The organism is Streptomyces sp. NPDC002577, from assembly GCF_053594815.1.
Window position 1 is genome coordinate 49,265 of record NZ_JBSFWK010000009.1, and the last position, 24,958, is coordinate 74,222.

The 24,958-nt window shown below is 71.2% G+C and carries 21 protein-coding genes and 2 pseudogenes; 15 read left to right on the plus strand and 8 right to left on the minus strand.

Annotated features, from left to right (window positions below; genetic code table 11):
* The first annotated feature begins 131 nt into the window (after positions 1–131).
* The 8 genes from fbaA (at position 132) to ACWD4J_RS15150 (ending at position 8,400) form a co-directional block, all read left to right on the plus strand.
* Positions 132–1,154, plus strand: a complete 1,023-nt coding sequence (gene fbaA / locus ACWD4J_RS15115) for a class II fructose-bisphosphate aldolase (protein ID WP_451395812.1) — start codon at positions 132–134, stop codon at positions 1,152–1,154.
* Between the two features lie 104 nt (positions 1,155–1,258).
* Positions 1,259–1,672, plus strand: a complete 414-nt coding sequence (locus ACWD4J_RS15120) for a DUF3151 domain-containing protein (RefSeq protein ID WP_451395813.1) — start codon at positions 1,259–1,261, stop codon at positions 1,670–1,672.
* 226 nt (positions 1,673–1,898) lie between these two features.
* Positions 1,899–2,747: a tryptophan 2,3-dioxygenase family protein gene (locus tag ACWD4J_RS15125; RefSeq protein WP_451395814.1), complete on the plus strand. Its 849-nt coding sequence runs from the start codon at positions 1,899–1,901 to the stop codon at positions 2,745–2,747.
* Complete coding sequence (kynU, locus tag ACWD4J_RS15130; RefSeq protein ID WP_451395815.1) at positions 2,740–3,996, plus strand: kynureninase; 1,257 nt, start codon at positions 2,740–2,742, stop codon at positions 3,994–3,996. The genes ACWD4J_RS15125 and kynU overlap by 8 nt, the downstream gene beginning before the upstream one ends.
* Before the next feature lie 121 nt (positions 3,997–4,117).
* Complete coding sequence (locus ACWD4J_RS15135; protein WP_451395816.1) at positions 4,118–4,987, plus strand: alpha/beta hydrolase; 870 nt, start codon at positions 4,118–4,120, stop codon at positions 4,985–4,987.
* A gap of 109 nt (positions 4,988–5,096) precedes the next feature.
* A complete protein-coding gene (locus ACWD4J_RS15140; RefSeq protein WP_451395817.1) occupies positions 5,097–6,458 on the plus strand; it encodes a sensor histidine kinase in 1,362 nt (453 codons plus the stop codon).
* Complete coding sequence (locus ACWD4J_RS15145; RefSeq protein ID WP_451395818.1) at positions 6,455–7,120, plus strand: response regulator; 666 nt, start codon at positions 6,455–6,457, stop codon at positions 7,118–7,120. Before ACWD4J_RS15140 ends, ACWD4J_RS15145 begins: the two co-directional genes overlap by 4 nt.
* Positions 7,121–7,185: 65 nt before the next feature.
* Positions 7,186–8,400: a cytochrome P450 gene (locus ACWD4J_RS15150; protein ID WP_451395819.1), complete on the plus strand. Its 1,215-nt coding sequence runs from the start codon at positions 7,186–7,188 to the stop codon at positions 8,398–8,400.
* A gap of 213 nt (positions 8,401–8,613) precedes the next feature.
* Here ACWD4J_RS15150 and ACWD4J_RS15155 read toward each other — a convergent pair whose 3' ends face one another.
* Positions 8,614–10,254 (minus strand): ABC transporter permease, encoded by a 1,641-nt coding sequence (locus tag ACWD4J_RS15155; RefSeq protein WP_451395820.1) that lies wholly within the window; start codon positions 10,252–10,254, stop codon positions 8,614–8,616.
* Positions 10,251–11,168 carry an ABC transporter ATP-binding protein gene (locus ACWD4J_RS15160; protein ID WP_451395821.1) on the minus strand — a complete coding sequence of 306 codons (918 nt, stop codon included), beginning with the start codon at positions 11,166–11,168 and terminating at the stop codon, positions 10,251–10,253. Before ACWD4J_RS15160 ends, ACWD4J_RS15155 begins: the two co-directional genes overlap by 4 nt.
* 114 nt (positions 11,169–11,282) lie before the next feature.
* Between ACWD4J_RS15160 and ACWD4J_RS15165 the strand changes: the two genes are divergently transcribed.
* A complete protein-coding gene (locus ACWD4J_RS15165) occupies positions 11,283–11,837 on the plus strand; it encodes a GbsR/MarR family transcriptional regulator (RefSeq protein WP_451395822.1) in 555 nt (184 codons plus the stop codon).
* Positions 11,838–11,841: 4 nt separating this feature from the next.
* On the opposite strand, the gene ACWD4J_RS15170 is transcribed toward ACWD4J_RS15165, so the two are convergent.
* A complete protein-coding gene (locus tag ACWD4J_RS15170; protein ID WP_451395823.1) occupies positions 11,842–13,002 on the minus strand; it encodes a diacylglycerol kinase family protein in 1,161 nt (386 codons plus the stop codon).
* A gap of 152 nt (positions 13,003–13,154) precedes the next feature.
* Between ACWD4J_RS15170 and ACWD4J_RS15175 the strand changes: the two genes are divergently transcribed.
* Positions 13,155–14,438 (plus strand): adenylosuccinate synthase, encoded by a 1,284-nt coding sequence (locus tag ACWD4J_RS15175; protein ID WP_451395824.1) that lies wholly within the window; start codon positions 13,155–13,157, stop codon positions 14,436–14,438.
* A gap of 378 nt (positions 14,439–14,816) precedes the next feature.
* On the opposite strand, the gene ACWD4J_RS15180 is transcribed toward ACWD4J_RS15175, so the two are convergent.
* Positions 14,817–15,278 (minus strand): NUDIX domain-containing protein, encoded by a 462-nt coding sequence (locus ACWD4J_RS15180; protein WP_451395825.1) that lies wholly within the window; start codon positions 15,276–15,278, stop codon positions 14,817–14,819.
* 278 nt (positions 15,279–15,556) lie between these two features.
* Here ACWD4J_RS15180 and ACWD4J_RS15185 point away from each other — a divergent pair.
* A pseudogene (locus ACWD4J_RS15185) lies at positions 15,557–15,953 on the plus strand (LuxR C-terminal-related transcriptional regulator).
* Here the strand turns inward: ACWD4J_RS15185 and ACWD4J_RS15190 are convergent.
* Both ACWD4J_RS15190 and ACWD4J_RS15195 read right to left on the minus strand, forming a co-directional pair.
* The gene (locus ACWD4J_RS15190; RefSeq protein WP_451395826.1) at positions 15,873–16,466 is read right to left on the minus strand and encodes a TetR/AcrR family transcriptional regulator; all 594 of its coding nucleotides are present in this window, start codon (positions 16,464–16,466) and stop codon (positions 15,873–15,875) included. The pseudogene ACWD4J_RS15185 and the gene ACWD4J_RS15190 sit on opposite strands and share 81 nt — an antisense overlap.
* Positions 16,467–16,753: 287 nt before the next feature.
* Positions 16,754–17,476, minus strand: a pseudogene (locus tag ACWD4J_RS15195) (helix-turn-helix domain-containing protein); the annotation flags it as partial.
* A 106-nt stretch (positions 17,477–17,582) separates the two neighbouring features.
* Here ACWD4J_RS15195 and ACWD4J_RS15200 point away from each other — a divergent pair.
* On the plus strand, positions 17,583–18,026 hold the full coding sequence (locus ACWD4J_RS15200) for a hypothetical protein (protein WP_451395827.1): 444 nt from the start codon (positions 17,583–17,585) through the stop codon (positions 18,024–18,026).
* Here ACWD4J_RS15200 and ACWD4J_RS15205 read toward each other — a convergent pair.
* Positions 17,959–19,500 (minus strand): substrate-binding domain-containing protein, encoded by a 1,542-nt coding sequence (locus ACWD4J_RS15205; RefSeq protein ID WP_451395828.1) that lies wholly within the window; start codon positions 19,498–19,500, stop codon positions 17,959–17,961. The genes ACWD4J_RS15200 and ACWD4J_RS15205 overlap by 68 nt on opposite strands.
* Positions 19,501–19,629: 129 nt before the next feature.
* Positions 19,630–21,675: a protein kinase domain-containing protein gene (locus ACWD4J_RS15210; protein ID WP_451395982.1), complete on the minus strand. Its 2,046-nt coding sequence runs from the start codon at positions 21,673–21,675 to the stop codon at positions 19,630–19,632.
* 232 nt (positions 21,676–21,907) lie between these two features.
* Between ACWD4J_RS15210 and ACWD4J_RS15215 the strand changes: the two genes are divergently transcribed.
* From ACWD4J_RS15215 to ACWD4J_RS15225, 3 genes are all read left to right on the plus strand, one after another.
* Positions 21,908–23,263: an aminotransferase class III-fold pyridoxal phosphate-dependent enzyme gene (locus tag ACWD4J_RS15215; protein WP_451395829.1), complete on the plus strand. Its 1,356-nt coding sequence runs from the start codon at positions 21,908–21,910 to the stop codon at positions 23,261–23,263.
* Between the two features lie 176 nt (positions 23,264–23,439).
* A complete protein-coding gene (locus ACWD4J_RS15220) occupies positions 23,440–24,165 on the plus strand; it encodes a GntR family transcriptional regulator (protein WP_451395830.1) in 726 nt (241 codons plus the stop codon).
* Positions 24,166–24,297: 132 nt separating this feature from the next.
* Complete coding sequence (locus ACWD4J_RS15225) at positions 24,298–24,948, plus strand: hypothetical protein (RefSeq protein ID WP_451395831.1); 651 nt, start codon at positions 24,298–24,300, stop codon at positions 24,946–24,948.
* The last annotated feature ends 10 nt before the right edge of the window (positions 24,949–24,958 follow it).

The following is a 24,958-nucleotide window of genomic DNA, read 5'->3' on the forward strand; positions in this document are numbered from 1 at the left end:
TTGCGTGGAGAAGGCCCTGTCCGTGGCTGGAGGAATTCGCCGCGTCTGGAAAGATGTGCCTCGACGATGACGTCGCCCCCTAGGTCAGGGCTCCGAACACACCCGACCCGCACATCACAAGGAGCGGACAGATGCCCATCGCAACCCCCGAGGTCTACAACGAGATGCTCGACCGGGCGAAGGCAGGCAAGTTCGCCTACCCGGCCATCAATGTGACGTCCTCGCAGACCCTGCACGCGGCACTGCGCGGCTTCGCGGAGGCGGAGAGCGACGGCATCATCCAGATCTCCACGGGTGGTGCGGAGTTCCTGGGCGGCCAGTACAACAAGGACATGGTGACCGGCGCGGTCGCGCTCGCCGAGTTCGCGCACGTCGTGGCCGCGAAGTACGACATCACTGTCGCGCTGCACACCGACCACTGCCCGAAGGACAAGCTGGACGGCTACGTCCGCCCGCTGCTCGACATCTCCGCCGAGCGCGTCAAGGCCGGTCAGGCACCTCTCTTCCAGTCCCACATGTGGGACGGTTCCGCCGAGACCCTCGCCGACAACCTGGCCATCGCCCAGGAGCTGCTGGCGAAGGCCGCCGCCGCCAAGATCATCCTCGAGGTGGAGATCACCCCCACCGGCGGTGAGGAGGACGGCGTCAGCCACGAGATCAACGACGAGCTGTACACCACCGTCGAGGACGCGATCCGCACCGCCGAGGCGCTCGGCCTGGGCGAGAAGGGCCGCTACCTGCTGGCCGCCTCCTTCGGCAACGTCCACGGTGTCTACAAGCCGGGCAACGTCGTACTCCGCCCCGAGCTGCTCAAGGACCTGCAGGCCGGTGTGGCCGCCAAGTTCGGCAAGCAGGACCCGTTCGACTTCGTCTTCCACGGCGGCTCCGGCTCCACGGCCGAGGAGATCGCCACCGCGCTGGAGAACGGCGTCGTGAAGATGAACCTCGACACCGACACCCAGTACGCCTTCACGCGGCCCGTCGCGGACCACATGCTCAAGAACTACGACGGCGTCCTGAAGGTCGACGGCGAGGTCGGCTCCAAGAAGACCTACGACCCGCGCACCTGGGGCAAGTCCGCCGAGGCCGGCATGGCCAAGCGCGTCACCGAGGCCTGCACCGACCTGCGCTCCGCCGGCACCAAGCTGAAGTAACGGCTGGGGCGGCAGCCTGACATTCGTCGGCTGCCTGTGCGTATCCGAGCCCGGCACCCCCCAGGGGTGCCGGGCTCGTGTGCTCGGCAAGGCAGACTGGGGCCATGGCCATTCACGAAAACCTGCTCGGGGGACCGCCCCCGACCCATCTGCCCGACGAACCGGAGCCCCGTGAGCTCCTGGCGAGCGGGGCGGCGCCGGCCGACGTCGCCGCGAAGTACCCGACATCGTCGCTGGCCTGGGCCCAGCTGGCGGACGACGCGTTCCAGGGCGGCCGTGTCGTCGAGTCGTACGCGTATGCCCGCACCGGCTACCACCGGGGCCTGGACGCGCTGCGCCGCAGCGGCTGGAAGGGCCACGGCCCGGTGCCGTGGGAGCACGAGCCGAACCGCGGCTTCCTGCGCGCCCTGCACGCCCTCGCCCGCGCCGCGCAGGCGATCGGCGAGCAGGAGGAGTACGAGCGCTGCAGCCAGTTCTTGAAGGACTCCTCGCCGACGGCGGCCCAGACGCTGAGCTGAGCCCCGCGGTACTGCTGAGCACCGCGGTACTGCTGAGTCCCGCGGTACTGCTGAGTCCCGCGGTGTTGCTGAGCCCCGCGGTATTGATGAGACCCGTCTGGCCGGTGTGACCCAGGCGGGTCTTGCCGTCTCCGGGGACCCTTGCGCAAGAATGCCGGTGGGGACCGGGGCCCCCGTGCCGGCATGGCAGGGGCGGACCGCTACCCGGAGTTCACAGGAGACAGCAATGTCCCACGAGGTGATCCACGGGGACGGGGCTCACGAGCCCGAGACCCCCAACCTCGACTTCGCCGGAACTACCCCCTACGAGGACTACGTCCAGGCCGACGTCCTCACCCACCTCCAGCACCCCCTCTCGGACGATCCGGGAGAGATGGTCTTCCTGGTCACCACCCAGGTCATGGAGCTGTGGTTCACCGTCATCGTCCACGAGTGGGAGACGGCGTCGCGGGCGCTGCGCGAGGACGACCTGCCGGTGGCGCTGGCCGCGCTCAAGAGGTCCGTACGCGAGCTGGAGGCGCTGGGCGCCTCCTGGACGCCGCTCGCCGGGCTGACCCCGGCACAGTTCAACTCCTACCGGTCGGCCCTCGGCGAGGGCTCCGGTTTCCAGTCCGCGATGTACCGGCGGATGGAGTTCCTGCTCGGCGAGAAGTCCGCGTCCATGCTGGTCCCGCACCGGGGCGCGCCGCGTGTGCACGCCGAGCTGGAGAAGGCGCTGCAGCAGCCGGGCCTCTACGACGAGGTGCTGCGGCTGCTGGCGCGCCGCGGGTACGCGATCCCGGCGGAGGTCCTGCAGCGGGACCTCGCGCTGCGCTACGAGCCGTCGGCCGGTGTCGAGGCGGTGTGGGCCGAGCTGTACGGCGGTGACCAGGACGCCGAGCTCGTACGGCTCGGTGAGGCGCTCACCGACGTCGCCGAACTGGTGTGGCGCTGGCGCAACGACCATCTCGTCGCCACCCGCAGGGCCATGGGCGCCAAGGCCGGCACCGGCGGCTCCGCGGGCGTGGCCTGGCTGGAGAAGCGCGCCGCGAAGAACGTGTTCCCCGAGCTGTGGACGGCGCGCAGCCATGTCTGAGAGGCCTGGGGAGAGGTACGAAGAGAAGGCGGCGAAGCTGGACGCCGCCGATGAACTGGCCGGGCTGCGCGAGCGTTTCGTGCTCGACACTGTGTCCGATCATGCGGCTGACGCCGCCGGGGTCTATCTGGACGGCAACTCGCTGGGTGCGCTGCCGCGTGCCGTCCCCGGGCGCGTCGAGGACGTCGTACGCCGCCAATGGGGCGAGCTGCGCATCCGGTCCTGGGACGAGAGCGGCTGGTGGACGGCGCCGGAGCGGATCGGCGACCGTATCGCGCCGCTGGTCGGGGCCGCGCCGGGGCAGATCGTGGTCGGCGACTCCACCAGCGTCAACGTCTTCAAGGCGCTGGTGGCCGCGGTGCGGATGGCACGCGACGGTGGTTCGTCCGATGGCACTGCGGGCTCTGCGCGGGACGAGATCGTCGTGGACGCTTCGACGTTCCCGACGGACGGGTACATCGCCTCGTCCGCGGCGCGGATGACAGGGTGCCGGATCGTCCCGGTCCTCCCCGCCGACGTGCCGGGCGTGCTCGGCCCGCGTACGGCCGCCGTGCTGCTCAACCACGTCGACTACCGGACGGGCAGGCTGCACGACCTGCCCGGACTCACCGCCGCCGTGCACGCCGCGGGTGCCCTGGCCGTGTGGGACCTGTGCCACAGCGCGGGTGCTCTGCCCGTGGAACTCGACGCGGACGGTGTGGATCTGGCGGTCGGCTGCACGTACAAGTACCTCAACGGCGGGCCGGGTTCACCCGCGTACCTGTACGTGCGCAAGGCACTCCAGCCGCGCTTCGACTCGCCGCTGCCCGGCTGGACCTCGCACGCCGAGCCGTTCGCGATGCGGCCCGAGTACGAGGCCGGGGCCGGTGCGGTGCGGGGCCGGGTCGGCACCCCCGACATCCTGTCGATGCTCGCTCTGGAGGCGGCGCTCGACGTCTGGGAGGGCGTCTCGGTCGAGGCGGTCCGGGCCAAGTCGCTGGCGCTGACGGACTTCTTCCTGGAGTGCGTGGACGCGTACGTCCCCCAGGGGCTCGTCGAGTCGGTGACGCCGTCGGCCCATGCGGAGCGCGGCAGCCAGGTCGCTCTGCGCTGCGCGCATGCGGGTGACGTGATGCGGCGCCTCATCGAGCGCGGAGTCGTCGGCGACTACCGGGCGCCGGACATCCTCCGGTTCGGCTTCACACCGCTGTACGTGGGTTTCGCGGAGGTGGAGAAGGCGGCCCGGGTGCTGGGGGAGCTGCTGACCTGAGTGGCGCCCGTTGCGGGCAGGCGTTCTCACAGGGCGCCTGTCCGCAACGGGGGCCGTGCGGCGTCACGTTGTGGCGCTGATAATGTCCCGGCCAACCACCGGAGTGCTGAGAGGTTGGATCATGTCGGAGGACGCCGCGCGTAGCGCCGCCGAGGAAGAGTCGGCCTTCTCGCATCCCGCCGTCCCGCCGGACGCCACCGTCGCCTACGGCGACCACCCCGACCAGGTGATCGACCTCTACGCGCCCCGGGACGGGGTCTCGTCCGCTCCCCTCGTCGTCGTCCTGCACGGCGGCGCCTGGCGCGCCCCTTACGACCGCCGGCACATCTCGCCGTTCGCGGACTTCCTGGCCCGCCGGGGGTTCGCCGTGGCCAGCGTCGAGTACCGGCGGGGAAGCCTGATCCCGGCGCAGGGCGGCGAAGGGCCCGTCGCCGGGCGCTGGCCGGAGACCTTCGACGACGTCGCCGCCGCGCTCGACGCGCTGCCCGCGCTCGTCGGCGAGGCGCTGCCGCAGGCGGATCCGCGCCGCACCGTCGTCACCGGGCACTCCGCGGGCGGACATCTCGCGCTGTGGGCGGCCGCCCGCCATGTCCTCCCCGAGGACGCCCCGTGGCGCACGGCGCGGCCCGCGCGGCTGCGCGGTGTCGTCGCCCTCGCACCGATCGCCGACTTCACGGTTGCCCGCAAGCTGGACGTGTGCTCGGGAGCGGTGGAGCAACTCCTCGGCGGTGACGAGACGTTCGCGGAGCGCCTGCCGTATGCCGACCCCGTCGCGCTGCTGCCCACGGGGATCGCCACCACGCTCGTCCAGGGCCGGGGTGACATGGACGTGCCCCATCAGGTCGCCGAGTCGTACGCGGATGCGGCGGCGAGGGCAGGAGAAATGGTGGGGCTGACGCTGCTGGAGGGCGTGGGGCACTTCCCGCTCATCGATCCGGCGGCGGACGCGTGCGCGGTGGTGGCGGAGGAGATCGCACAGCTGGCGTGGTGAGCCGGTCGGCGGGCCCGCAGGTTTCCGCTGTCGGGACCGCGTAGTACTTGGGACGGACCCGGAAGGACCGTTCTTTTTGCTGACGACTCCGAGGTGGGCGCGCCCTACCTTGCTGTACGTGACCGAGACCCGTACCCAGCCGATCGCGGCGGGCAAGCCGAAGTACCGCAGTCCCGAGTACCACCTCGCCGTGGGGATGCTCGGCGGGCTGCGCAGTGACCTGTTCCACGACGCGTTCGCGTACCGACTGCTGCCCCCCATGAGCACCGACGGCCCGCTCGTGCGCCGGCTGCCGCAGCGGCTGCGCAGGTACGCGCCCTGGGCGCCGCACGCGTTCGTGGTGGCCTGCGCACTGCTGACGCTGAACATCGGGATGGAGTCCGCCGGCTACGACGTCGGCGCTCTCCAGAGTCTGCTGGTCGGCTTCATACCCGCGGTCGCGGTCGTGATGACCCTGGTCCGGCCGGTCGCCGCGTTCTGGGTGTCCCTCGCGGTGACGCCGTTCGTCAGCTTCCTCGACGGCAGGGGCGAGTGGCCGTGGACACCCGGCACGTTGTTCGCGCATTTCGTGGTGCTCGCGGTCGTCGCGGCCCGGACGCGGCCGCGTACCGCCGCCTGGATGTGGGTGCTGACAGGCCTGTACGGGCTGCTGGCCGAGGTCCTGCTGCCGAACTACTACGGCTCCGCCACCGTGCCGTTCCTGTTCGTCTCCGCGCTGGCCCTGCTGGTCGTCACCGTCCGGCACGTGCGCCGCGAGGCGGCGAATCAGGTCACCGCGCAGCAGACCGTCACCGCACACGAACGCTCCAAGCGCACCCTCCTCGAGGAGCGCACCACCATCGCCCGCGAGCTGCACGACGTCGTCGCCCACCACATGTCGGTGGTCGCCATCCAGGCGGAGGCCGCGCCGTACCGCGTCGAGAACCCGCCGCCCGAGCTCGAGCAGGCCTTCGCCACGATCCGCGAGAACGCGGTGGCCGCGCTCACCGAACTCCGCCGCGTCCTCGGTGTCGTACGGGCCGAGGACTACGAGGCGCCCGACGCGCCGCAGCCGACGCTCGCCGACATCGACGGGCTGCTCGCCAACGTGCGCGAGGCGGGCCTGCCCGTGGAGAAGACGGTCACCGGAGCCGTACGCGAACTCCCGGGGGGCGTCGAGCTGTCCGCGTACCGCATCGTGCAGGAGGCGCTGAGCAACGCGCTGCGGCATGCGCCGGGCTCGACCGCGTGCGTCGAGATCGGTTACGTCATCGGCGGCCTCGGACTGCGTATCGTCAACGGTCCTTCGCCCACACTCGTGTTGGTGAAGTCCACGCACGGCGCGGGTCACGGCATCACCGGCATGCGTGAGCGCGTGGCGATGCTGGGCGGCGAGATGACGGCGGAGCCGGCGGCCGACGGCGGCTACGAGGTGACGGTCTTCCTGCCCGTCCCTGCTGAGGAGCCCGTGGCGGAGAGGGGCAGGCCGTGACCATCAGGGTGCTGATCGCCGACGACCAGATGATGGTGCGCGAGGGCTTCTCGGTCCTGCTGAACGCGATGCCGGACATCGAGGTCGTCGGTGAGGCGGTCAACGGCCGTGAGGCCGTCCAGCGGGTACGCGAACTCGCGCCCGACGTCGTTCTGATGGACATCCGTATGCCGGAGATGAACGGCATCGAGGCGACGCGCGAGATCGTGGCGGCGGACGGCAGCGCCAAGGTGCTGGTGCTCACGACGTTCGATCTCGACGAGTACGTCTACCAGGCGCTGCGCGCGGGGGCCTCGGGCTTTCTGCTCAAGGACGCCTCCGCACGGCAGCTCGCCGACGGCGTACGGGTCGTGGCGGCCGGAGAGGCGCTGCTCGCGCCGAGCGTCACGAAGCGGCTGATCACCGAGTTCTCGAAGCTCGCGGACGCACCGATGCCCCCGGCGGTGAACCGCGGCGCGTACGGGGAGCTCACCGAGCGGGAGACGGAGGTGCTGGTGCTGATCGCGCAGGGCCTGTCCAACGCGGAGATCGCCGAGCGGCTGGTGGTGGCCGAGTCGACGATCAAGACACATGTGAGCCGGGTGCTGGTGAAGCTGGGGTTGCGGGACCGTACGCAGGCGGCGGTGTTCGCGTACGAGGCGCGGTTGGTCACTCCCGGGTGACCCGCGCCGCTCCGCGGCACCCGCTGGCGCTTTCCACCTCGCGGGGAAGCGGTTAGCGTCCCGCCATGAGCGCACTGTTCGACCTGTTCGATCCCTGGTCGCCCGACTTCGTCGCCGATCCCTATCCCGCCTACGCGGAGCTGCGTGCCCGCGGCCGGGTGCACTACTACGAGCCCACCGACCAGTGGCTCGTGCCGCGTCACGCGGACGTGGCGGCGCTGCTGCGCGACCGCCGCCTGGGGCGCACCTACCAGCACCGGTTCTCCCACGAGGAGTTCGGCCGCCAGGCCCCGCCGGCCGAGCACGAGCCGTTCCACGTGCTCAACGACCACGGCATGCTCGACCTCGAGCCGCCGGACCACACCCGTATCCGCCGCCTGGTGTCGAAGGCGTTCACGCCGCGCACCGTCGAGCGCTTGCGTCCGTATGTGCACCGGCTCGCGTCCGAACTGGTCGGCGGGCTGGTCGCGGACGGCGGCGGCGATCTGCTGGCCGCGGTCGCGGAACCACTGCCCGTCGCCGTCATCGCCGAGATGCTCGGCATCCCGGAGGCGGACCGCCCGCTGCTGCGGCCCTGGTCGGCGGACATCTGCGGGATGTACGAGCTGAACCCGCCCGAGGAGACGGCCCGCCGCGCGGTTCAGGCGTCGGTCGAGTTCGCCGCGTATCTGCGGGAGCTGATCGAGGCGCGGCGCAAGGATCCCGGTGAGGACCTGATCTCGGGGCTGATCGCCGCGTACGACGAGGGCGACCGGCTCACCGAGCAGGAGATGATCTCCACGTGCGTGCTGCTGCTGAACGCGGGGCACGAGGCCACCGTCAACGCCACCGTCAACGGCTGGTGGGCCCTCTTCCGGCACCCCGGCCAGCTCGCCGCCCTCCGCGCCGACCGCTCGCTGCTGTCCACAGCTGTGGAGGAGCTGCTGCGCTACGACACCCCGCTCCAGCTCTTCGAGCGCTGGGTGCTCGACGACATCGAGATAGGCGGTACGACGATCCCGCGCGGCTCCGAGATCGCCATGCTCTTCGGCTCCGCCAACCGCGACCCGGACGCCTTCGCCGACCCGGACACCCTGGACCTGTCCCGCAAGGACAACCCGCACATCTCGTTCAGCGCGGGCATCCACTACTGCATCGGCGCCCCGCTCGCCCGTATCGAACTGGCCGCATCGCTCGGGGCGTTGCTGGACCAGGCACCGGCGCTGCGCCTGGCGGCCGAGCCGGAGCCCAAGCCGAACTTCGTGATCCGCGGGCTGAAGGAGCTACTCGTCGAGGTGTGACGGTGCGTCGTCGGCCGGCCGCCGCCGCGCGCGGCGTACGCCCGGCCCCCGCAGCGCGAGGGCGTACAGGACGAGCGGCACGAGCCCGCCGGCGAGCGCCACGAGGGGCAGCTCCGTGACCAGGACGGTCAGATAGGGGACACGCGCGGCTCGGCGCCTGCGGTTGCCTCACGCACGTCTCTCAGGGTTTCGGTGAGGAGGACCTCACGGACCTCACGTGGTGAGGTCCCGTCGCCGCAGCCCAGCCAGCCCCGTCGCCGCCAGCCCCGCCGCGACCAGCGTCAGCACCACCACCGGCGTCCACGCCATCTCCGCCCCCGGCAGCTTCGGCAGATGCCCGAACGGCGACACGTTCATCACCGCCTGGGGGATGTCCAGCGCCGGACCGATCCAGCCGAGGGCCAGTGCCAGGCCCGCGGCCGCCCAGCTCCCCGCCACCGAGGCCTTCGGGAACACGCCGTACAGGAACAGCGCGACGGCGCCGAGTGTCCAGATCGCCGGGACCTGGACCAGGGACGCGCCCAGTACGGAGCCGAACTCGCTGCCGTAGCCCAATGCCAGGCCCAGTCCGCCCAGCAGCATGACCAGCACCGATCCGCCGAAGGCGATGACCAGGTGGCCCGCCGCCCAGCGCAGCCGGCCGACCGCGTTCGCCAGTACGGGCTCGGCGCGCCCGGAGGTCTCCTCGCCGTTCAGCCGCAGGACGGACTGCACCACGTACAGCGCGGCGACCATGCCCAGCATGCCGACCATCGCGGCCAGGAACGCCTGGGTCAGCCCCGCCTGGCCGCCCATGCGTTCGAAGATCTCGCGTGCGTCCTCGTTGTCGCCGACCAGGTCGGCCGCGCCCTCCGTCATCCCGCCGAAGACGAGCCCGGCGAACAGGAAGCCGACGCCCCAGCCGACGACGCTGCCGCGCTGCAGCCGCCAGGCGAGCCCGCCCGCGCCGGCGATCCGGCCCTCGGCCGGGCCCGGCCGGCTCGGCAGGAAGCTCATCCCGGCATCGCGCCGCTCGGTGAGGACGTAGCCGAGGCCCAGCTGCACCACGACTGCGGCGGCGAGCAGCGCAAGCACCCACCAGCGTTCGTCCGCGTACGGCCGGGCGTTCTCGGCCCAGCCGAGCGGTGAGAGCCAGGTCAGCACGGACCCGCCGTCGTCGCTCGCCGAGTCGCCCGCCGCCCGCAGCAGGAAGGCGATGCCGAGCACCGCGGCCGTGAGGCCCCTGGCGAACCGGGCGCTCTCGGTGAACTGCGCCGTGATCGCCGCCATGCCGGCGAAGAGCATGCCGATGCCGCCGACGGAGAGGCCGAGCGCGAGCGCACCGGCCGTGCCCTGACCGGACAGTCCGGCGGTGATGAGCAGGGCCGCCGCCGCGTTGGCGACCAGTGCCGCGAGCAGCGCGGCCGTCAGCGGCGCCCTGCGGCCCACCACGGCGGAGGCCAGCAGCTCGTGGCGGCCGGTCTCCTCTTCCTCCCGGGTGTGCCGGATGACGATCATCAGGCTCATCACGCCCGCCAGTACGGCCGCGAAGCCACTGAACCGCCACGCGACGATCGCGCCGAGGGAGTCGCCGAACACCGGCCCGTACATCGCACGCATCGAGCTGTTGGCGCTCATGTCCGCGGCGAGTTCCGCGCGCTTGGCGGCCGTGTCGTAGAGCTGTCCGATGGACGAGACGCCGCTGACGACCATCAGGGCGACCACGACCACCCACACGGGCATCATGACGCGGTCGCGGCGCAGCGCGAGCCTCAGCAGGGTGCTCGTACCGGCCAGTTGACGCCGCCCGCCCGTACGTGTCACGCGGCGCCGGCCGGCGGCTCCGCCGCGCCGCGCCCCGGTCACGGCGGTCATCGGGCCACCGCCTCTTCCGCGTCGGCCCGTACGTCGTCCTGGTAGTGGCGCAGGAACAGCTCCTCCAGGGTGGGCGGCGTCGAGGTCAGCGACCGCACGCCCGACTCCGTCAGCGACCTCAGCACCGCGTCGAGCTTGTCCGTCTCGACCTGCAGCCTGACCCGGTGGCCCTGTACGTCCAGGTCGTGCACACCTGGCAGGTGCGACAGCCCGTTCGGCGGCGCGGCGAGTTCGGCCGTCACGCTCGTACGCGTCAGATGCCTGAGGTCGCCGAGCGAGCCCGACTCGACGGTCCGGCCCTTGCGGATGATGCTCACGCGGTCGCAGAGCGCCTCGACCTCGCTGAGCACATGGCTGGAGAGCAGTACGGTCCGCCCGCGCTCGCGTTCTTCGGCGACGCAGCGCTGGAAGACCTCCTCCATGAGCGGGTCGAGGCCGGAGGTCGGCTCGTCCAGGATCAGCAGGTCCACGTCGGAGGCGAAGGCGGCGACCAGGGCGACCTTCTGGCGGTTGCCCTTGGAGTACGTGCGTCCCTTCTTCGTCGGGTCGAGTTCGAACCGCTCGACGAGGTCCGCGCGCCGCGTTCTGTCGAGCCCGCCGCGCAGCCGCCCGTAGAGGTCGATGACCTCGCCGCCGCTCAGGTTCCGCCACAGGGTGACGTCGCCGGGGACGTAGGCGACCCGGCGGTGCAGTTCGACCGCGTCGGCCCAGGGGTCCATGCCCAGCAGCTGGGCGGCGCCGGAGTCGGCGCGCAGCAGCCCGAGGAGGACGCGGATGGTGGTGGACTTCCCGGAGCCGTTGGGGCCGAGGAAGCCGTGCACCTCGCCTGTCTCGACCTCCAGGTCGAGGCCGTCCAGCGCGCGGGTCCTGCCGAACGACTTGTGCAGGTCCGCGACAGTGATCGCCTTCGTCATGCTTCAGAAGCTACGGTACATTCACAAAATTGTGAAGTTAAGGAAACGTATAAACTCGGCAGCGGACGTGGGGGAGGAGCGACGTGGCGAGGAAGCAGGGGAGATGATCCGGACATGACGCGACAGAGCGAGGCCGCCGATCGGGCCGGACAAGCCCCCGAGCCCGTCGAACACACGGAGGCCGCGGCCGGTGCGCGCAACGAGGAGGCCGTCTCGCGGTTCGTGGAGCGCTTCGCCTCCCAGCTCGTCGAGGCCGGGATGCCGCGGATGCCCGCCCGGGTCTTCGCGGCTCTGCTGGCCTCCGACTCCGGCGTGCTCACCTCCGCCGAGCTCGGCGAACAGCTCCGGATCAGCCCGGCCGCGGTCTCCGGCGCCGTGCGCTATCTGGCGCAGCAGCACATGGTCTCCCGCGAGCGCGAGCCCGGCTCGCGCCGCGACCGCTACCGCGTGCACAGCAACCAGTGGTACGAGGCTCTCACCAACCGGGACTCGGTGATGAGGCGCTGGGAGGACGCCCTGCGCGAGGGCGTCGCCAGCCTCGGCCCCGACACCGCGGCGGGCCGCCGGCTGGCCGAGACCCTCGCGTTCTTCGACTTCGTCCAGAACGAACTGGCCGACATGATGGAGCGCTGGCGGGTCCACAGGGAGAAGCTTTTCGGCTCGGGCTGAAGCCTCACCCGCTGTGGGCAGCTGTCACCGACCCGCGGGGCACCGTAAGCGTCCACGCCCGGGGCAGGACCGTCCACGTACGCGTCCGTACGGGCCCCGCCACCACCGCATCCGCGCGATAGCGGAAATCCGCCCCGGACACGGTGATGCTCCGCCCCACCGCGTGCAGGGGGGTGGCCTCCGCCCCCACCGACGAAGGGCGCACCTCGATGCGGGCCCGTCCCGCGCTGGCCGGCGCGACCGAGACCGCCTCGACCGGCTGGTCGAGGTCGATCAGCGTGACGCCGTCCACCTCGATCCTCAACCGCGCGGGCACCACCGCACGCCCCGGCGGCGAAGCGGCCCTCGGCGGCCGGACCGCCAGGGTGCGGACGAGCGACTGGCAGGTCGACAGCAGCCAGTGCCCGGCATGCCCGGTGGACCCGAGGCCGCCACGGCCGGAGGGCCCGGCCTCGCCGGACTCCCCGCCGTCGCCTGCTCCGCCCGCCCCGCCGGGCCACCCGGGCATCCCGAAGCCCGAGCTGCCGGACGTCGAGCTGCCGGACCCCGAGCCGTCGGGCCTTCCGGCCCCGCCGAGTCCCGTGGAACCTCCCGGCCCGCTGCTCTCCGGCCTCCCTGGCGCACCGGACCGCCCCAGCACCGCGAAGCCCCCGGATCCGCCGAACCGCCCGGCCCACCCGGACCCGGCCCCCGCGGCTCCCTCGCCGTCATCCGATGCCGTCGGCTCAGGACCCCCGCCGACCGGAGGGATCCGCAGATCCCCGATCACGACCCCGTCCCGGTCGTCGACCAGCAGATCCAGCCGCCGCTCGACGCCCTCCAGCACGGCCCGCGCCGCCGCCACCGCGTCCGTGGGCACCCCGAGGGTCTCCGCCAGCGACAGCGAGGTGCCCACCGGCACCAGCGACAGTACGGCCGAGGCCAGCTCCCGCTCGCGGTGCAGCAGGGTCACCGCACGCGCCAGGGCTCGGTCGTCGCCGATCACCACGGGCCGCCGGGACCCTCGCCGGGCAAGAGCTCTCGCGAATTCCTCGGGCCCGTCCGGCAGGCAGACTTTCGTCGTCGCACCCGCGCTGAGCACGTCTTTCGCAATCCGTACCGACTCGCCATCGCTGCGCCGGGCCACTGGATCGATGACCACCAGCAGCTGGTCGGAAGCCGCCACCTCTGTCCTGCCTCACTTCCTCGGGTAGCATCTTGGTGCAAGAGCCCCTTGCGCTATTGCGCCAGGGGCTTCGTCTATTCCGGGGCACACCGGTACGGGCGGCTTCGGCCCCCTGACCCTGGACATGCCCCGCCCGGAAGGGGTGTACGCCTGTGCCCGCACTTGTGCTGCTCGGTGCTCAGTGGGGTGACGAAGGCAAGGGAAAGGCCACCGACCTGCTCGGTGGATCCGTGGACTATGTGGTGCGCTACCAGGGTGGTAACAACGCCGGCCACACGGTGGTCGTAGGTGACCAGAAGTATGCACTCCACCTCCTCCCTTCCGGAATCCTCTCCCCGGGCTGCGTCCCGGTCATCGGCAACGGTGTCGTCATCGACCCGTCGGTCCTGCTCTCCGAGCTGAGCGGTCTGAACGAGCGCGGTGTCGACACGTCGAAGCTGCTGATCAGCGGTAACGCACACGTCATCACGCCGTACAACGTCACGGTCGACAAGGTGACGGAACGGTTCCTCGGGAAGCGGAAGATCGGCACCACCGGCCGCGGCATCGGCCCGACGTACTCCGACAAGATCAACCGCGTCGGCATCCGCGTCCAGGACCTGTACGACGAGTCGATCCTGCAGCAGAAGGTCGAGGCGGCCCTCGACGTCAAGAACCAGCTGCTCACCAAGCTCTACAACCGCCGCGCGATCGCCGTGGACCAGGTCGTCGAGGAGCTGCTCGGCTACGCCTCCCAGATCGAGGGCTACGTCGCCGACACGACGCTGATCCTCAACGACGCCCTCGACCAGGACAAGGTCGTCCTCTTCGAAGGCGGCCAGGGCACGCTGCTGGACATCGACCACGGCACGTACCCCTTCGTCACCTCCTCGAACCCGACCGCGGGCGGCGCCTGCACCGGCACCGGCGTGGGCCCGACGAAGATCAGCCGGGTCATCGGCATCCTCAAGGCCTACACGACGCGCGTCGGCGCGGGCCCGTTCCCCACCGAGCTCTTCGACGCGGACGGTGAGGCGCTGCGCCGCATCGGCGGCGAGCGCGGCGTGACCACGGGCCGCGACCGCCGCTGCGGCTGGTTCGACGCGGTCATCGCGCGCTACGCGACCCGTGTGAACGGCCTGACGGACTTCTTCCTCACCAAGCTGGACGTCCTGACCGGCTGGGAGCAGATCCCGGTCTGCGTCGCGTACGAGATCGACGGCAAGCGCGTCGAGGAGCTGCCGTACTCGCAGTCCGACTTCCACCACGCGAAGCCGGTCTACGAGACGCTGCCGGGCTGGTCCGAGGACATCACCGGCGCCAAGTCGTTCTCCGACCTGCCGAAGAACGCCCAGGCGTACGTCAAGGCGCTGGAGGAGATGTCCGGCGCCCCGATCTCCGCGATCGGCGTCGGCCCCGGCCGCGACGAGACGATCCAGATCAACTCGTTCCTGTAGCAACACCGCACGGCGGCCGTCCCGACGAGGGGCGGCCGCCGTCGTCGTGCCGTCGGTGTCTCGGGCCTTCACATCGACGGGGCCAGGCGCCAGCCGGCCCGGCGGCCCAAGGGTGGCCCGTGGTTCATCCGCGCCCTCGCCGCGCGACCGCGTCGGTGGCCGTGACCCGGCCGTGGCGGGCCTACTTCGCGCTGATCGCCAAGGCCATGCGGTGGGGGCTGTTCGGACGTTCCCGGCAGCAGATGGTCGCTTCGCTGCGGGAGCGCGCGGAACCGAGGCCGCCGACGAGAAGCAAGCCATCGCCTCCAACGAGTCGTTTGGAGGGTGGACGAAGATCTTCACCGATCCCCGTCTCTGCGCGGCCATCGTTACGGCTGATCAGCCACCAAGCAGCCGCGCCAGCGGCTCGCGGATGTCCGCAGGATGCAGGTTCAGTTCGTCGAAAGCATCGACCGTCACCCACATGAGTTCATAACTGTCCTCTGGACCATGCGCTTCGGCTTCGTCGCCGGACAGAACAGCGCTGCCCCGGACATCCCTCACGAGGTAATAGCTGGCTGGCCGACCGTTGTGTCGGCCAGTCCACACCAGTCGATCGATCCGAGCATCGAGCGTCGTCTCCTCCCGAAGCTCCCGCAATGCCGCGTCTGTGGCGCTCTCGCCGTCCTCAACATGCCCACCCGGCAGCACCGCGTAGTGATGTCCGGGACACTTCGGCCCACTCCAGCCACTGTCTTCGCACATCACGCAATCCGCAGACGTCTCCTTCCTGAGGAAGCGCTTGATGACCAACGCTCGCTGTCCGTCAACGACAACAGCAACTGCCCTGGGAATCAGCACCCCTCGATGATGGCAGTCCACACATACATCCAGGCTGTCGACAACGCATCGGCGACTCCAGAGTGCTGTCTTTTCTCGTCCTTGCCGAACGGGCCCGACTGGCGGGCGGCGAACTCGACGCCGGCTCCGTCGGCGGTGGGTTCCGGGTCTATGTCTGGCTACCCTGACCTGCGGCAGAGACCGCGTCCGCCGTAGGCCAGGGGTGGGGAAGGCAAGCACAGGTGATCCGCGCCCTGCTCGTCGACGACGACGCGATCGTGCGGGCCGGGTTGCGCCTGATGCTTGGTGGAGCCGCGGACATCGAGGTGGTCGCGGCGATCACGTACGGGTCCGCCGAGGTGCCCGCCCTGGTCGCCGCGCACCGGCCCGATCTGGTGCCGATGCGTACGAGCTGCGCGCGCTGCGCTTCGGCGCGGCGGGACGGTGGTCGCCGGGGATCCGGAGGCTGTTGCCGCCCGGGCCCGGCTGGCCCTACTGCGGGAGCGGGAGCGGGAGCGGGAGCGGGAAGTGGCCCAGGCCGTCGGGTGCGGCCTGTCCAACGCGCAGATCGCACGGGAGCTGCATCTGGTGCTGCCCACGGCGAAGACACACGTGTCACGGATCCTGGCAATTGGCACAGGCTGGGCCGATGTTCAGGCAGCAGTGCAGGGCCGAACTCAGCCGTATGTCGAGTGATGCCCGATCGGTGGGTTCGTGGGACGGAGGCGGGACGAGCGCGAACGGAGCAGCGACGGTGAACAGGGCCTCGGCCAAGGCCTTGCGATCGGGGCCCACGTACAGAATTTCGAGGCGGCTCAGGAGCCAGTTCAATGCCCGGTGGTGCAGCGACGTATCCCGTCTTGCCAGAGCGGCGAGGGTGAGGTCGGGGCTCGTCCGGGCGGTCGCGCGGGTCACGGGGTGCTCGCGTAGCAGGCGGGTTGCGCGCACGATCTGCGCCACCAGCAGACAAGGCGGCGGCATCGCATCGTCCACCTCACGCGCCAGGTACAAGAGGCGCTCCAATTCCATCGCGCAGGCATCCTGGAACAGGGCCTCTGGGCTCGGCCAGTTCCGGTAGAGGAACTGGCGGTTGGTGGCGGCCAGCCGCGCGACCTGCGCGAGGGGCGCCCGTCGCGGCCCGTGGTCGGCCAGGGTGTCGAGCACCGCTCGGTACACGGTTCCCGTCCCTGGTGGTGCGTGGCTGCTCATGAAGGCAGCCTGCCCTGAGCGGGCGGGGACGGGACACCTACTCGCAGGAATGTGACACTTGGGGTGGTGGTGTCACGTTGTGGCGACGTGGTGGTCAGGGGAGCCAGCTGAGGAATGCCGCCCAGGCCGCGGAGTTCACGGCGAGGGATGCTGACGCCGGGTCCTTGGAGTCGCGGATGTGGACGGCGCTCGGGGGCGACTGGCGGGCCGGGGCCTGGAAGGCGACTTCGACGCAGTTGCCGCCGCCGCTGTCGCTGTAGCGTGCCGGTCATCGTTCTTCTCCTGCCAACGCCCTGGTCCTCGATCTCCATGTAGACGACGTGCTGGTGGTCCACGGTCTCGACGAGCTTCATGGCGCCGCGGTCGCCGGCGTGCGTTCCGCGCAGCCCGCGCTCCAGGGGCAGCACCTGCACGCAGACGTTGTCCCGCCCGGCGTCCTCGGCGAGCGAGCGCAGCTGTCCGCGCAGGATCTCCCAGCTGCCGAACGGCCGCCGCAGCACGCTCTCTTCGAGGATCAGTTCGATCAACGGCGCCGGATCGCGGTTGAAGAGCGCCCTGCGGGCCAGCCGCGCCTCGACCAGCTCCTCGCGCTTCTGCTCGGACACCGGCGGATATCCTCCGCCGATCAACGCCCGTGCGTACTCCTCGGTCTGGAACAGGCCGTCGACCACCAGCGTCTCGTACGAGGAGAGCGTGACCGCCCCGGCCTCCAGCTCCGAGAAACCTCGGAAGCGTGCCGGGTACTTCTCCAGCAGCATCCACTTGCGTGCCTTCTGGAAGACGCCCAACCCGCCCCCGATCGCCTCCTCCAACTTCACCAGCATCTGATCACTCGCAGGCTGCGCGCACGTCTCCATCGCGCTGATCGCTGATGCCGTGTACCCGACCTTCTTGCCCAGCTGCTCCTGGGACAGCTGCTCCTGCTCGCGCAGCGCCTTCGCCAGGGCGGCGACCACATGGGCCGTACCGCCTGCCTCCGCCTTGTTCTCCGCCCGCGCCATCGCGGTCACCCCCGAACTCAACCGGCCTCAACTGGCCGCAGGCAGTGTCCGACCGTGGCTGACCTGCGACTCAGGGGCATAGAGAACGCTAGCCATGCCTACGCAAACTGTCCCCATGAATACGCAAAGTGACGACGTAAACCTCGACTGGGTCCCTTCCTCCGGCATCCAACTCCGCAAAGCAGGCGTCCGGTTCGATGCCGTGCGCGTGGACGGAGACACCGGCCGCGCGCTCGCGGACCGTCTCGCGCGGATGACCGGCGGGGTGCCCGGCCCCGTCATCGAGGAGGCGAACGGGCGCCGGGCGGTGTACTTCCTGGTGCCCGTCGGCAGTACCTCCCACCGCGCATGGCCCGACGGCGTTACGCGGCTCACCGCGGGGCCGGATCGCGTCTCCTACGTCCCCGTGCCCGCCCTTGACGGATTCACCTGGCCGCTGAGCTGGCGTTACCGGCCCAGCGGCGACGGCCATCTCACTCCTGGCACCGGAGTCACTCCTCACCGCAGATCCGCAGCCCCTCCGGCGTCGCGCACGGCAGGTGGCCGTGGGTGCGGATGACGTCCTGGCCGCTGCCCCGGCTCATATAGGTGAGGAAGCTGGAGGCGAGGGAGTCGGCGGGCGGCTGGCCGTAGGTGTAGGCGTACTCGATCTCGCGGTACGGATAGCCGTCGCGGTCGCCGTGTTCGAGGGCGTCGAGGGACGGCTCCCGGTTGTCGAGCTTCAGGCGGTGCAGGCCCTTGAGGCTGGTGGCGGCGCGCAGCTCGCTGTAGCCGATGGCGCCGGGGACCTTGGCCACCGTCTCCAGCACCTGGTCGGTGTTGTCGAGTTCGCAGCGGGCGACGGGGGCGTCCGGGGTGTCCTTCTTGACGCAGTCGAGCGAGGTGTTGGCGAGTTCGCCGGCCTTGAGGACGCGGCGCTGGAAGACCTGCCGGGTGCCGGAGTTCGCGTCGCGGCTGACCAGGCGTACGGGCAGGTCGGGGCCGCCGAGCTGCTTCCAGTTGCGGATCTCGCCGCGGTAGATGCGGCGTACGTCGGAGACCTTGAGGTTCTTCAGCGGGACGTCGTCGTTCAGGACGAGGGCGAAGACCGAGACGGCGATCCGGCTCTCGCGCAGCTGCGGATAGCCGCTCGGCTTCGGGCCGTCGGAGAGGGTGATGATCGCCGGGGAGCCGCCCTTGGCGTCGGCGCCCGCGTCGGCGAGAGCCCGGATCCCCTCCATGCTGCCGTGAGTGTCGACCGTGACGGTGGGGTGCGCCGTCGCGCAGTCCTTCTCGTACTTGTCGGCGAGTTCCTCGAGCACGGGGGCGAAGGCCGTGGAGCCCATGATTCTCAGCTCGCCCTTGGCGCAGCCCATCGGGGGCCGTGAGTCGTCGCGCGCGACGATGATGCCGGCGAGGACGACGACGCAGACGGTGAGCAGCACGGTGATGACGCGGGCCGCGCGGCTGAACAGCGGAGGCTTGTCGTCCGGTGTGGTGGACCGGTTGACCTTGACATCGCCCTCCTTGATCCCGCCCTCGATGTTGACCGCGCGCCCGACGCCGCCGCCGGAGAGCACGCACAGCAGTTTGTAGTGCTCGCCCCTGTTGAGCGGGACGCGGGGGATGCAGAGGGTGGCGCCGTTGTAGCCGAAGCCCGCGGCCTCGGTGAAATGGCCCATCAGGTGGCGGGAGGTCCGGGGCACGCTGACGACGGCGCCCCGGATGGTCCGCTCGGCGAAGACCGCTTCGAGGCCGTGCACTTCGCGCCGGGTGTAGTCGCTCTCGTCGATGCTCTGCGAGCCGTCGTTCTCGATCCGCAGGAGGACGAGCGTGGCGTCCTCCATGCCGGGGGCCTCCGCGAACCAGCCGAGGCGTACGTTCGCCCCGCCGTCGTGTCCGTCCCGGCCTATCGGGGTGTCGAGCTGCACGCGGTAGCCGATGCGTCTGCGGCGGGGCACGCGTCGCTCGTACCAGAGCACGCCGACCGAGGTCAGGACACCGAGCGCAGCGGTGCCGACAGCCACGACGTTCTCGGCGCTGAGCCACTCCACGACGTCCCCCCGCCCCCTCGTCGCCGGTTGCCGGCTCTTCGGTGCGGTCACCGTACGGTGCGCCGGCCAGGGGCGGAACGCCTGTTCTGAATGGTCGTCAGATGTTCTTCCGGAGTTCAACGAGGGCGGTCAGCCCGCCTTCGTGTACGTCAACTGCTCGCCCGTGTCCGCGTTCACGCGCCGGAGGCGGCCGTCCGGCAGGATCGTGAGGGTGGTGGCGGCGCCCGGCATGCAGGAGGACGCCGGTTCGCCGGCGGTCACCGTCGACGGGCCGATACGGAGAGATCCGTCGCCGGACGGGGCGGAGGCGAGCTCGGCCCGGAACACGCAGTGGTACGTTCCGCCGCCCTCGGCAGGCCCGTCCGCGGTCAGCGAGAGCACGGTGTCGCCGACCTCGCCCTGCTGGATGACGAGGCGGCGGGTGCCCCGGCCGGCGGCGTTGTCGATGCTGCCGGTCCAGGAACCGAGGTACTTCTCGGGCACCGCCCCGTCCGCGGTCGGCGACGCCCCCGTCGTCCCGGAACTCCCGGAACTCCCGGAACTCCCGGAATCGGGCGTCCCGCTCGCCTCGGGCGTCCGCGACCCCGGATCCGCCGGTCCGCTGGAGGAAGCCGACGGCTTGGCGTCGGCTCCGGCGAACGGGTCCCCGTCGCCCTTCATCACCGCATAGACGGATCCGCCGGCCCCGACCGCCACGACGAGAGCGGCCGCGACCAGGGCGATCGTCGAGCGACGGCTCCTGGGCGGGGGCTCGTACCCGCCGCCGGGTCCACCGGCGGCGGGCCCGTACGGAGGCGGGGTGCTGCCCGGTCCGTACGGGGAGGCGGCGCCCGGTCCGTACAGGGGCGTGGGCGCGGTACCGCCCGGCCCGTACGGGGATGGGGCGGCGCCCGGTCCGTACGGGGGCGTGGCACCGCCGTACCCGCCCGGCTGCGGATAGCCGTAGGCCGACGGGTGGGGCTGGGAGTGACCCTGCGGATAGCCGTACCCGGGCGCACCGTCGTGGCCCGCGGGCCGCGGGGCGGGGAGGGGCGCGGAGCCGGAGGGCTGCGTGGGGAGGCGGTCGGCCGCGGCCTGCCCGGGGATGGCCGGCGCCGCCCCCTGGGCTTCGGCAGGCCCGGATTCCCGGGCCGCGGCCGCCGCGGAACCGTGCCGCCCCGCCTCAGCAGGACTCGTCCCGGCCGGACCCGCCTCTGCAGGACCCGCCTCAGCATGACCCGCCCCCGCCGGCCCCGCTCCCGCGGCCGTCGCCCCGTCCGGATTCTCCGTCTCCAGCAACTGCACCGCATGCCGCCCCAGTTGGGCGACCAGCGTGCTCGGCAGCCACGGATCGCGGGCGCGGCCGTCGCCGACCGTGTCCTGCGCACCGGTGCGTTGCAGGATGTCGTCGAGCGACGGACGGGCGGCCGGGTCCTTGCGGAGGCAGTCGCGCACCAGGTCGGTGAGGTTCTCGGGGAGCCGGTCCAGGTCCGGTTCCTCCTGGGCGATACGGAACATCAGCGCGTGCACACCGCTGTCGGCCGCGCCGAAGGGCAGCTGTCCCGTCGCCGCGTAGGCCAGCACGGAGCCGAGGCAGAACACGTCGCACGCCGGGGTGATCCGGTCGCCCCGCACCTGCTCGGGAGCCATGAACCCGGGGGAGCCGACCAGTGCGCCGGTCCGCGTCAGGCCTCCGTCCGTCACGGTCTGCATCGCCCGCGCTATGCCGAAGTCGATGACGCGCGGCCCGTCGATGGTCACCAGGACGTTGGACGGCTTGAGGTCCCGGTGGATGAGGCCCGCCGCGTGGATGTCCTTCAGCGCGTGCGCAAGACCGGCCGCAAGAATCCGAACGGAACGTTCCGGCAGCGCGCCGTGGTCCTGGGACACGACCGTCCCCAGGGCGGGCCCGGGGACATACCCCGTGGCCACCCACGGAATCGCCGCCTCGGTGTCCGCGTCGAGCACCGGCGCCGTCCACTTGCCGCCGACCCGCCGCGCGGCCTCGACCTCGAGCCGGAAGCGGTTCCTGAACTCCTCCTGCTCGGCGAGTTCCCGGCGGACCAGCTTGACCGCGACCGTGCGCCCCCGGTCCGAGCGGGCCAGATAGACCTGGCCCATGCCTCCCGCGCCGAGCCGCGCCAGCAGCCGGTACGCCCCGATTCCGTGCGGATCCCCCGGCCCCAGCTTCTCCAGCGCCACGGCTCCCCTCCCCCGTACGTGCTCCCCAAGCACATGCACCCGTACATGCAGCAGCAGACCGAGAATAGTGCGGGCCCCGGCGCGAGGAGCAGTGCCGCGCCAGGCCCGGCGCGCTGTCGGCGAAAGCCGTGCCGTGCCAGGCCCGACACACTGTCGCGGAAAGCGCCGGACCGGGGGACAGTACGCCGATACCGGGTAGGTGCCCGCCACACCTACGCTCGCCGCCATGACGTCTCAGACCTCTTCCCAGGCCGGCGCCGCCGTGAAGGCCGCGGACCGCGCGCACGTCTTCCACTCCTGGTCAGCGCAGGAGCTCATCGACCCGCTCGCCGTCGCCGGAGCCGAGGGGTCGTACTTCTGGGACTACGAAGGCAACCGCTACCTGGACTTCACCAGCGGCCTCGTCTTCACGAACATCGGGCATCAGCACCCGAAGGTCGTCGCCGCCATTCAGGAGCAGGCCGGCAAGCTCGCCACCTTCGCGCCCGGCTTCGCCGTCGAGTCGCGCTCGGAGGCCGCACGCCTCATAGCCGAGCGGACCCCCGGCGACCTCGACAAGATCTTCTTCACCAACGGCGGCGCGGAGGCCGTGGAGAACGCCGTCCGTATGGCCCGTCTGCACACGGGCCGCCACAAGGTCCTCAGCGCGTACCGCTCCTACCACGGCGCCACCTCGACGGCGATCAACGTCACGGGCGACCCGCGCCGCTGGCCGTCCGACCACGGCTCGGCGGGCGTCGTGCACTTCTGGGCGCCCTTCCTCTACCGGTCGCCGTTCCACGCGGAGACCGAGGAGCAGGAGTGCGAGCGGGCGCTGCAGCACCTCGAGGACACCATCGCCTTCGAGGGCCCGGCGACGATCGCCGCGATCATCCTCGAAACGATCCCCGGCACGGCGGGGATCATGGTGCCGCCGCCGGGTTATCTCGCGGGCGTCCGCGAGATCTGCGACCGGTACGGCATCGTCTTCGTCCTGGACGAGGTGATGGCGGGCTTCGGCCGTACGGGCACGTGGTTCGCGGCCGAGCACTTCGACGTGACCCCGGACCTGATCACGTTCGCCAAGGGCGTCAACTCGGGATACGTGCCCCTCGGCGGCGTCGCGATCTCGGGCGCCATCGCCGAGACGTTCGCCCGCAGGCCGTACCCGGGCGGGCTCACGTACTCCGGCCACCCGCTGGCCTGCGCGGCCGCCGTCGCAACGATCAACGTCATGGCGGAGGAGGGCGTCGTGGAGCACGCGGCGCACATCGGCGCGACCGTGCTCGGGCCCGGCCTGCGCGAGCTCGCCGAGCGCCACCCGAGCGTCGGCGAGGTGCGCGGCCTGGGTGCGTTCTGGGCCGTGGAACTGGTACGGAATCAGGAGACGCGGGAGCCGCTGGTGCCGTACAACGCGGCGGGGGAGGCCAACGCCCCCATGGCGGCGTTCGCCGCCGCCGCGAAGAAGCACGGGCTGTGGCCTTTCCTCAATATGAACCGGACCCACGTCGTGCCGCCGTGCACCGTCTCGGAGGCCGAGGCGAAGGAGGGGCTGGCGGCGCTGGACGCTGCGCTGGCTGTGGCGGACGAGTACACGGGCTGAGCGGGGTCGCTGGTGGGGGTGGGCTACGCCCAGGTACGACGGCGAGGGGCGCCGTACGACGTGGGTTGTGCCCACCTGTTCCGCCCTGCGGAACGATTGCCCACAACAGACCGGTGCACGGCACACCGATCCGCGTAGGCTGAGCTGCCGTAAGCGACACGGAGAGGGACCTCATCATGCGCGGCAGCGCCGTCACCCGCAGCACTCTGCGACAGCAGATAGCCGACGCGCTCCGTGACGAGGTACTCGCAGGCCGTCTCAAGCCGGGCCAGGAGTTCACCGTCAAGGAGATCGCCGAGCAGTACGGCGTCTCGGCGACCCCGGTCCGCGAGGCCCTCGTCGACCTCTCCGCACAGGGCCTGCTGGACGCCGTCCAGCACCGCGGATTCTGCGTCCACGAGTTCTCGCTGGCCGACTACCGCAGCCTCGTCGAGGCACGCGCACTCCTCGCCGACGCGATGTTCCGCGACATCGACGCCATACGCCTGCGCCGCGAGGCGACCTCACCGCCCCCGGGCGAGCCCAGCGCTCACGTCCGGGGGCGGGACGCCATCGCCGCCACGTTCATCGCCGTACGCCGCCGAGGCGAGGAGGCCCGGCGCGCCGCGGTCGCGGGTGACCTGATCGTCCTGATCGGTTACGACATCCGCTTCTGGCGCGAGCTCGCCGCGCTCTTCGGCAACCCGTATCTCTCCGACTTCTCGAACCACCTGCTCGTCCAGTCCTGGGCCTGCGCGGTCGGCCCGCTGCGCCGCGTAGGCGATCTCAAAGGGCTGCTGTGGTCCGGCCACACCGACCTCATCGACGCGTTCCTGCGCCGCGACAGAAGCGGCGCGTTCTCGATCGTGGCCGGGTACCACGAGCACTCCCTCGCCCTCATCGAGCGGCTTGCGGCCGGTTGAGCGACGGCCCGGCAGGACCGGCAGGAGTGGGCCGACGGTCGCTGGATATGGGATCTGCAGCAGGGCAGCTGAGGGACGGACTCCGGCACTACGCTGCCCTGACCACCGTGAAGTGCTATGCGAGGAGCTCCCTTGGCCTGTGACCTCTGGCTGGTCCCGCTCGTCGACGTGCTGTGCCACAGCACCGACAACCCGTTCGCCGAGGAACTCGCGACCTACGACAAGGCGCTGGGCGAGGCCGGACTGCCGCCGGTCCCGGTCTACGCGTACATGCCGGGTCTGTCCGGGGACGTGGCTCCCGTGGCCGGCTTCGACTACGACGCGCTGCACTTCCTGCGCCGCGCGTACCTGCTGCAGATCTGCGGGCTGGCCGTCACCCCCGTCGACGAGCTGGGCGGCGACTACGAGCAGCTGCTGGAGATGTTCGAGTCGACGGCACAGCAGTCCCACCTGGTGTGGCACTACGACCACGCGGGGGCCTATGTCCCCGTGGACTTCCCCGCACCCCTGACCAACGACGAGCTGCTGGCCGGGGGCGGTCCGCTGGGCTCCTCGCACGCGCTCCTGCGGGAGCTGGAGTACGTGGCGCCCTCGATAGGCATCGACCCCGCCAACCCTCCGGCGGCCCCGCTTCCGCCTGCGGCGCCCACGGCCCTGGAGGAACCGGCGGCGCCACCTCCCCACGACGACAGCCCCTTCGCACGGGAACGCCATGTGTGGCTGGGCCTCCACGCGGCCGCGACGCGAAGCCTCGCCCAGGGCTCCATGATCGTCTTCAGCTGACAGCGGCTCG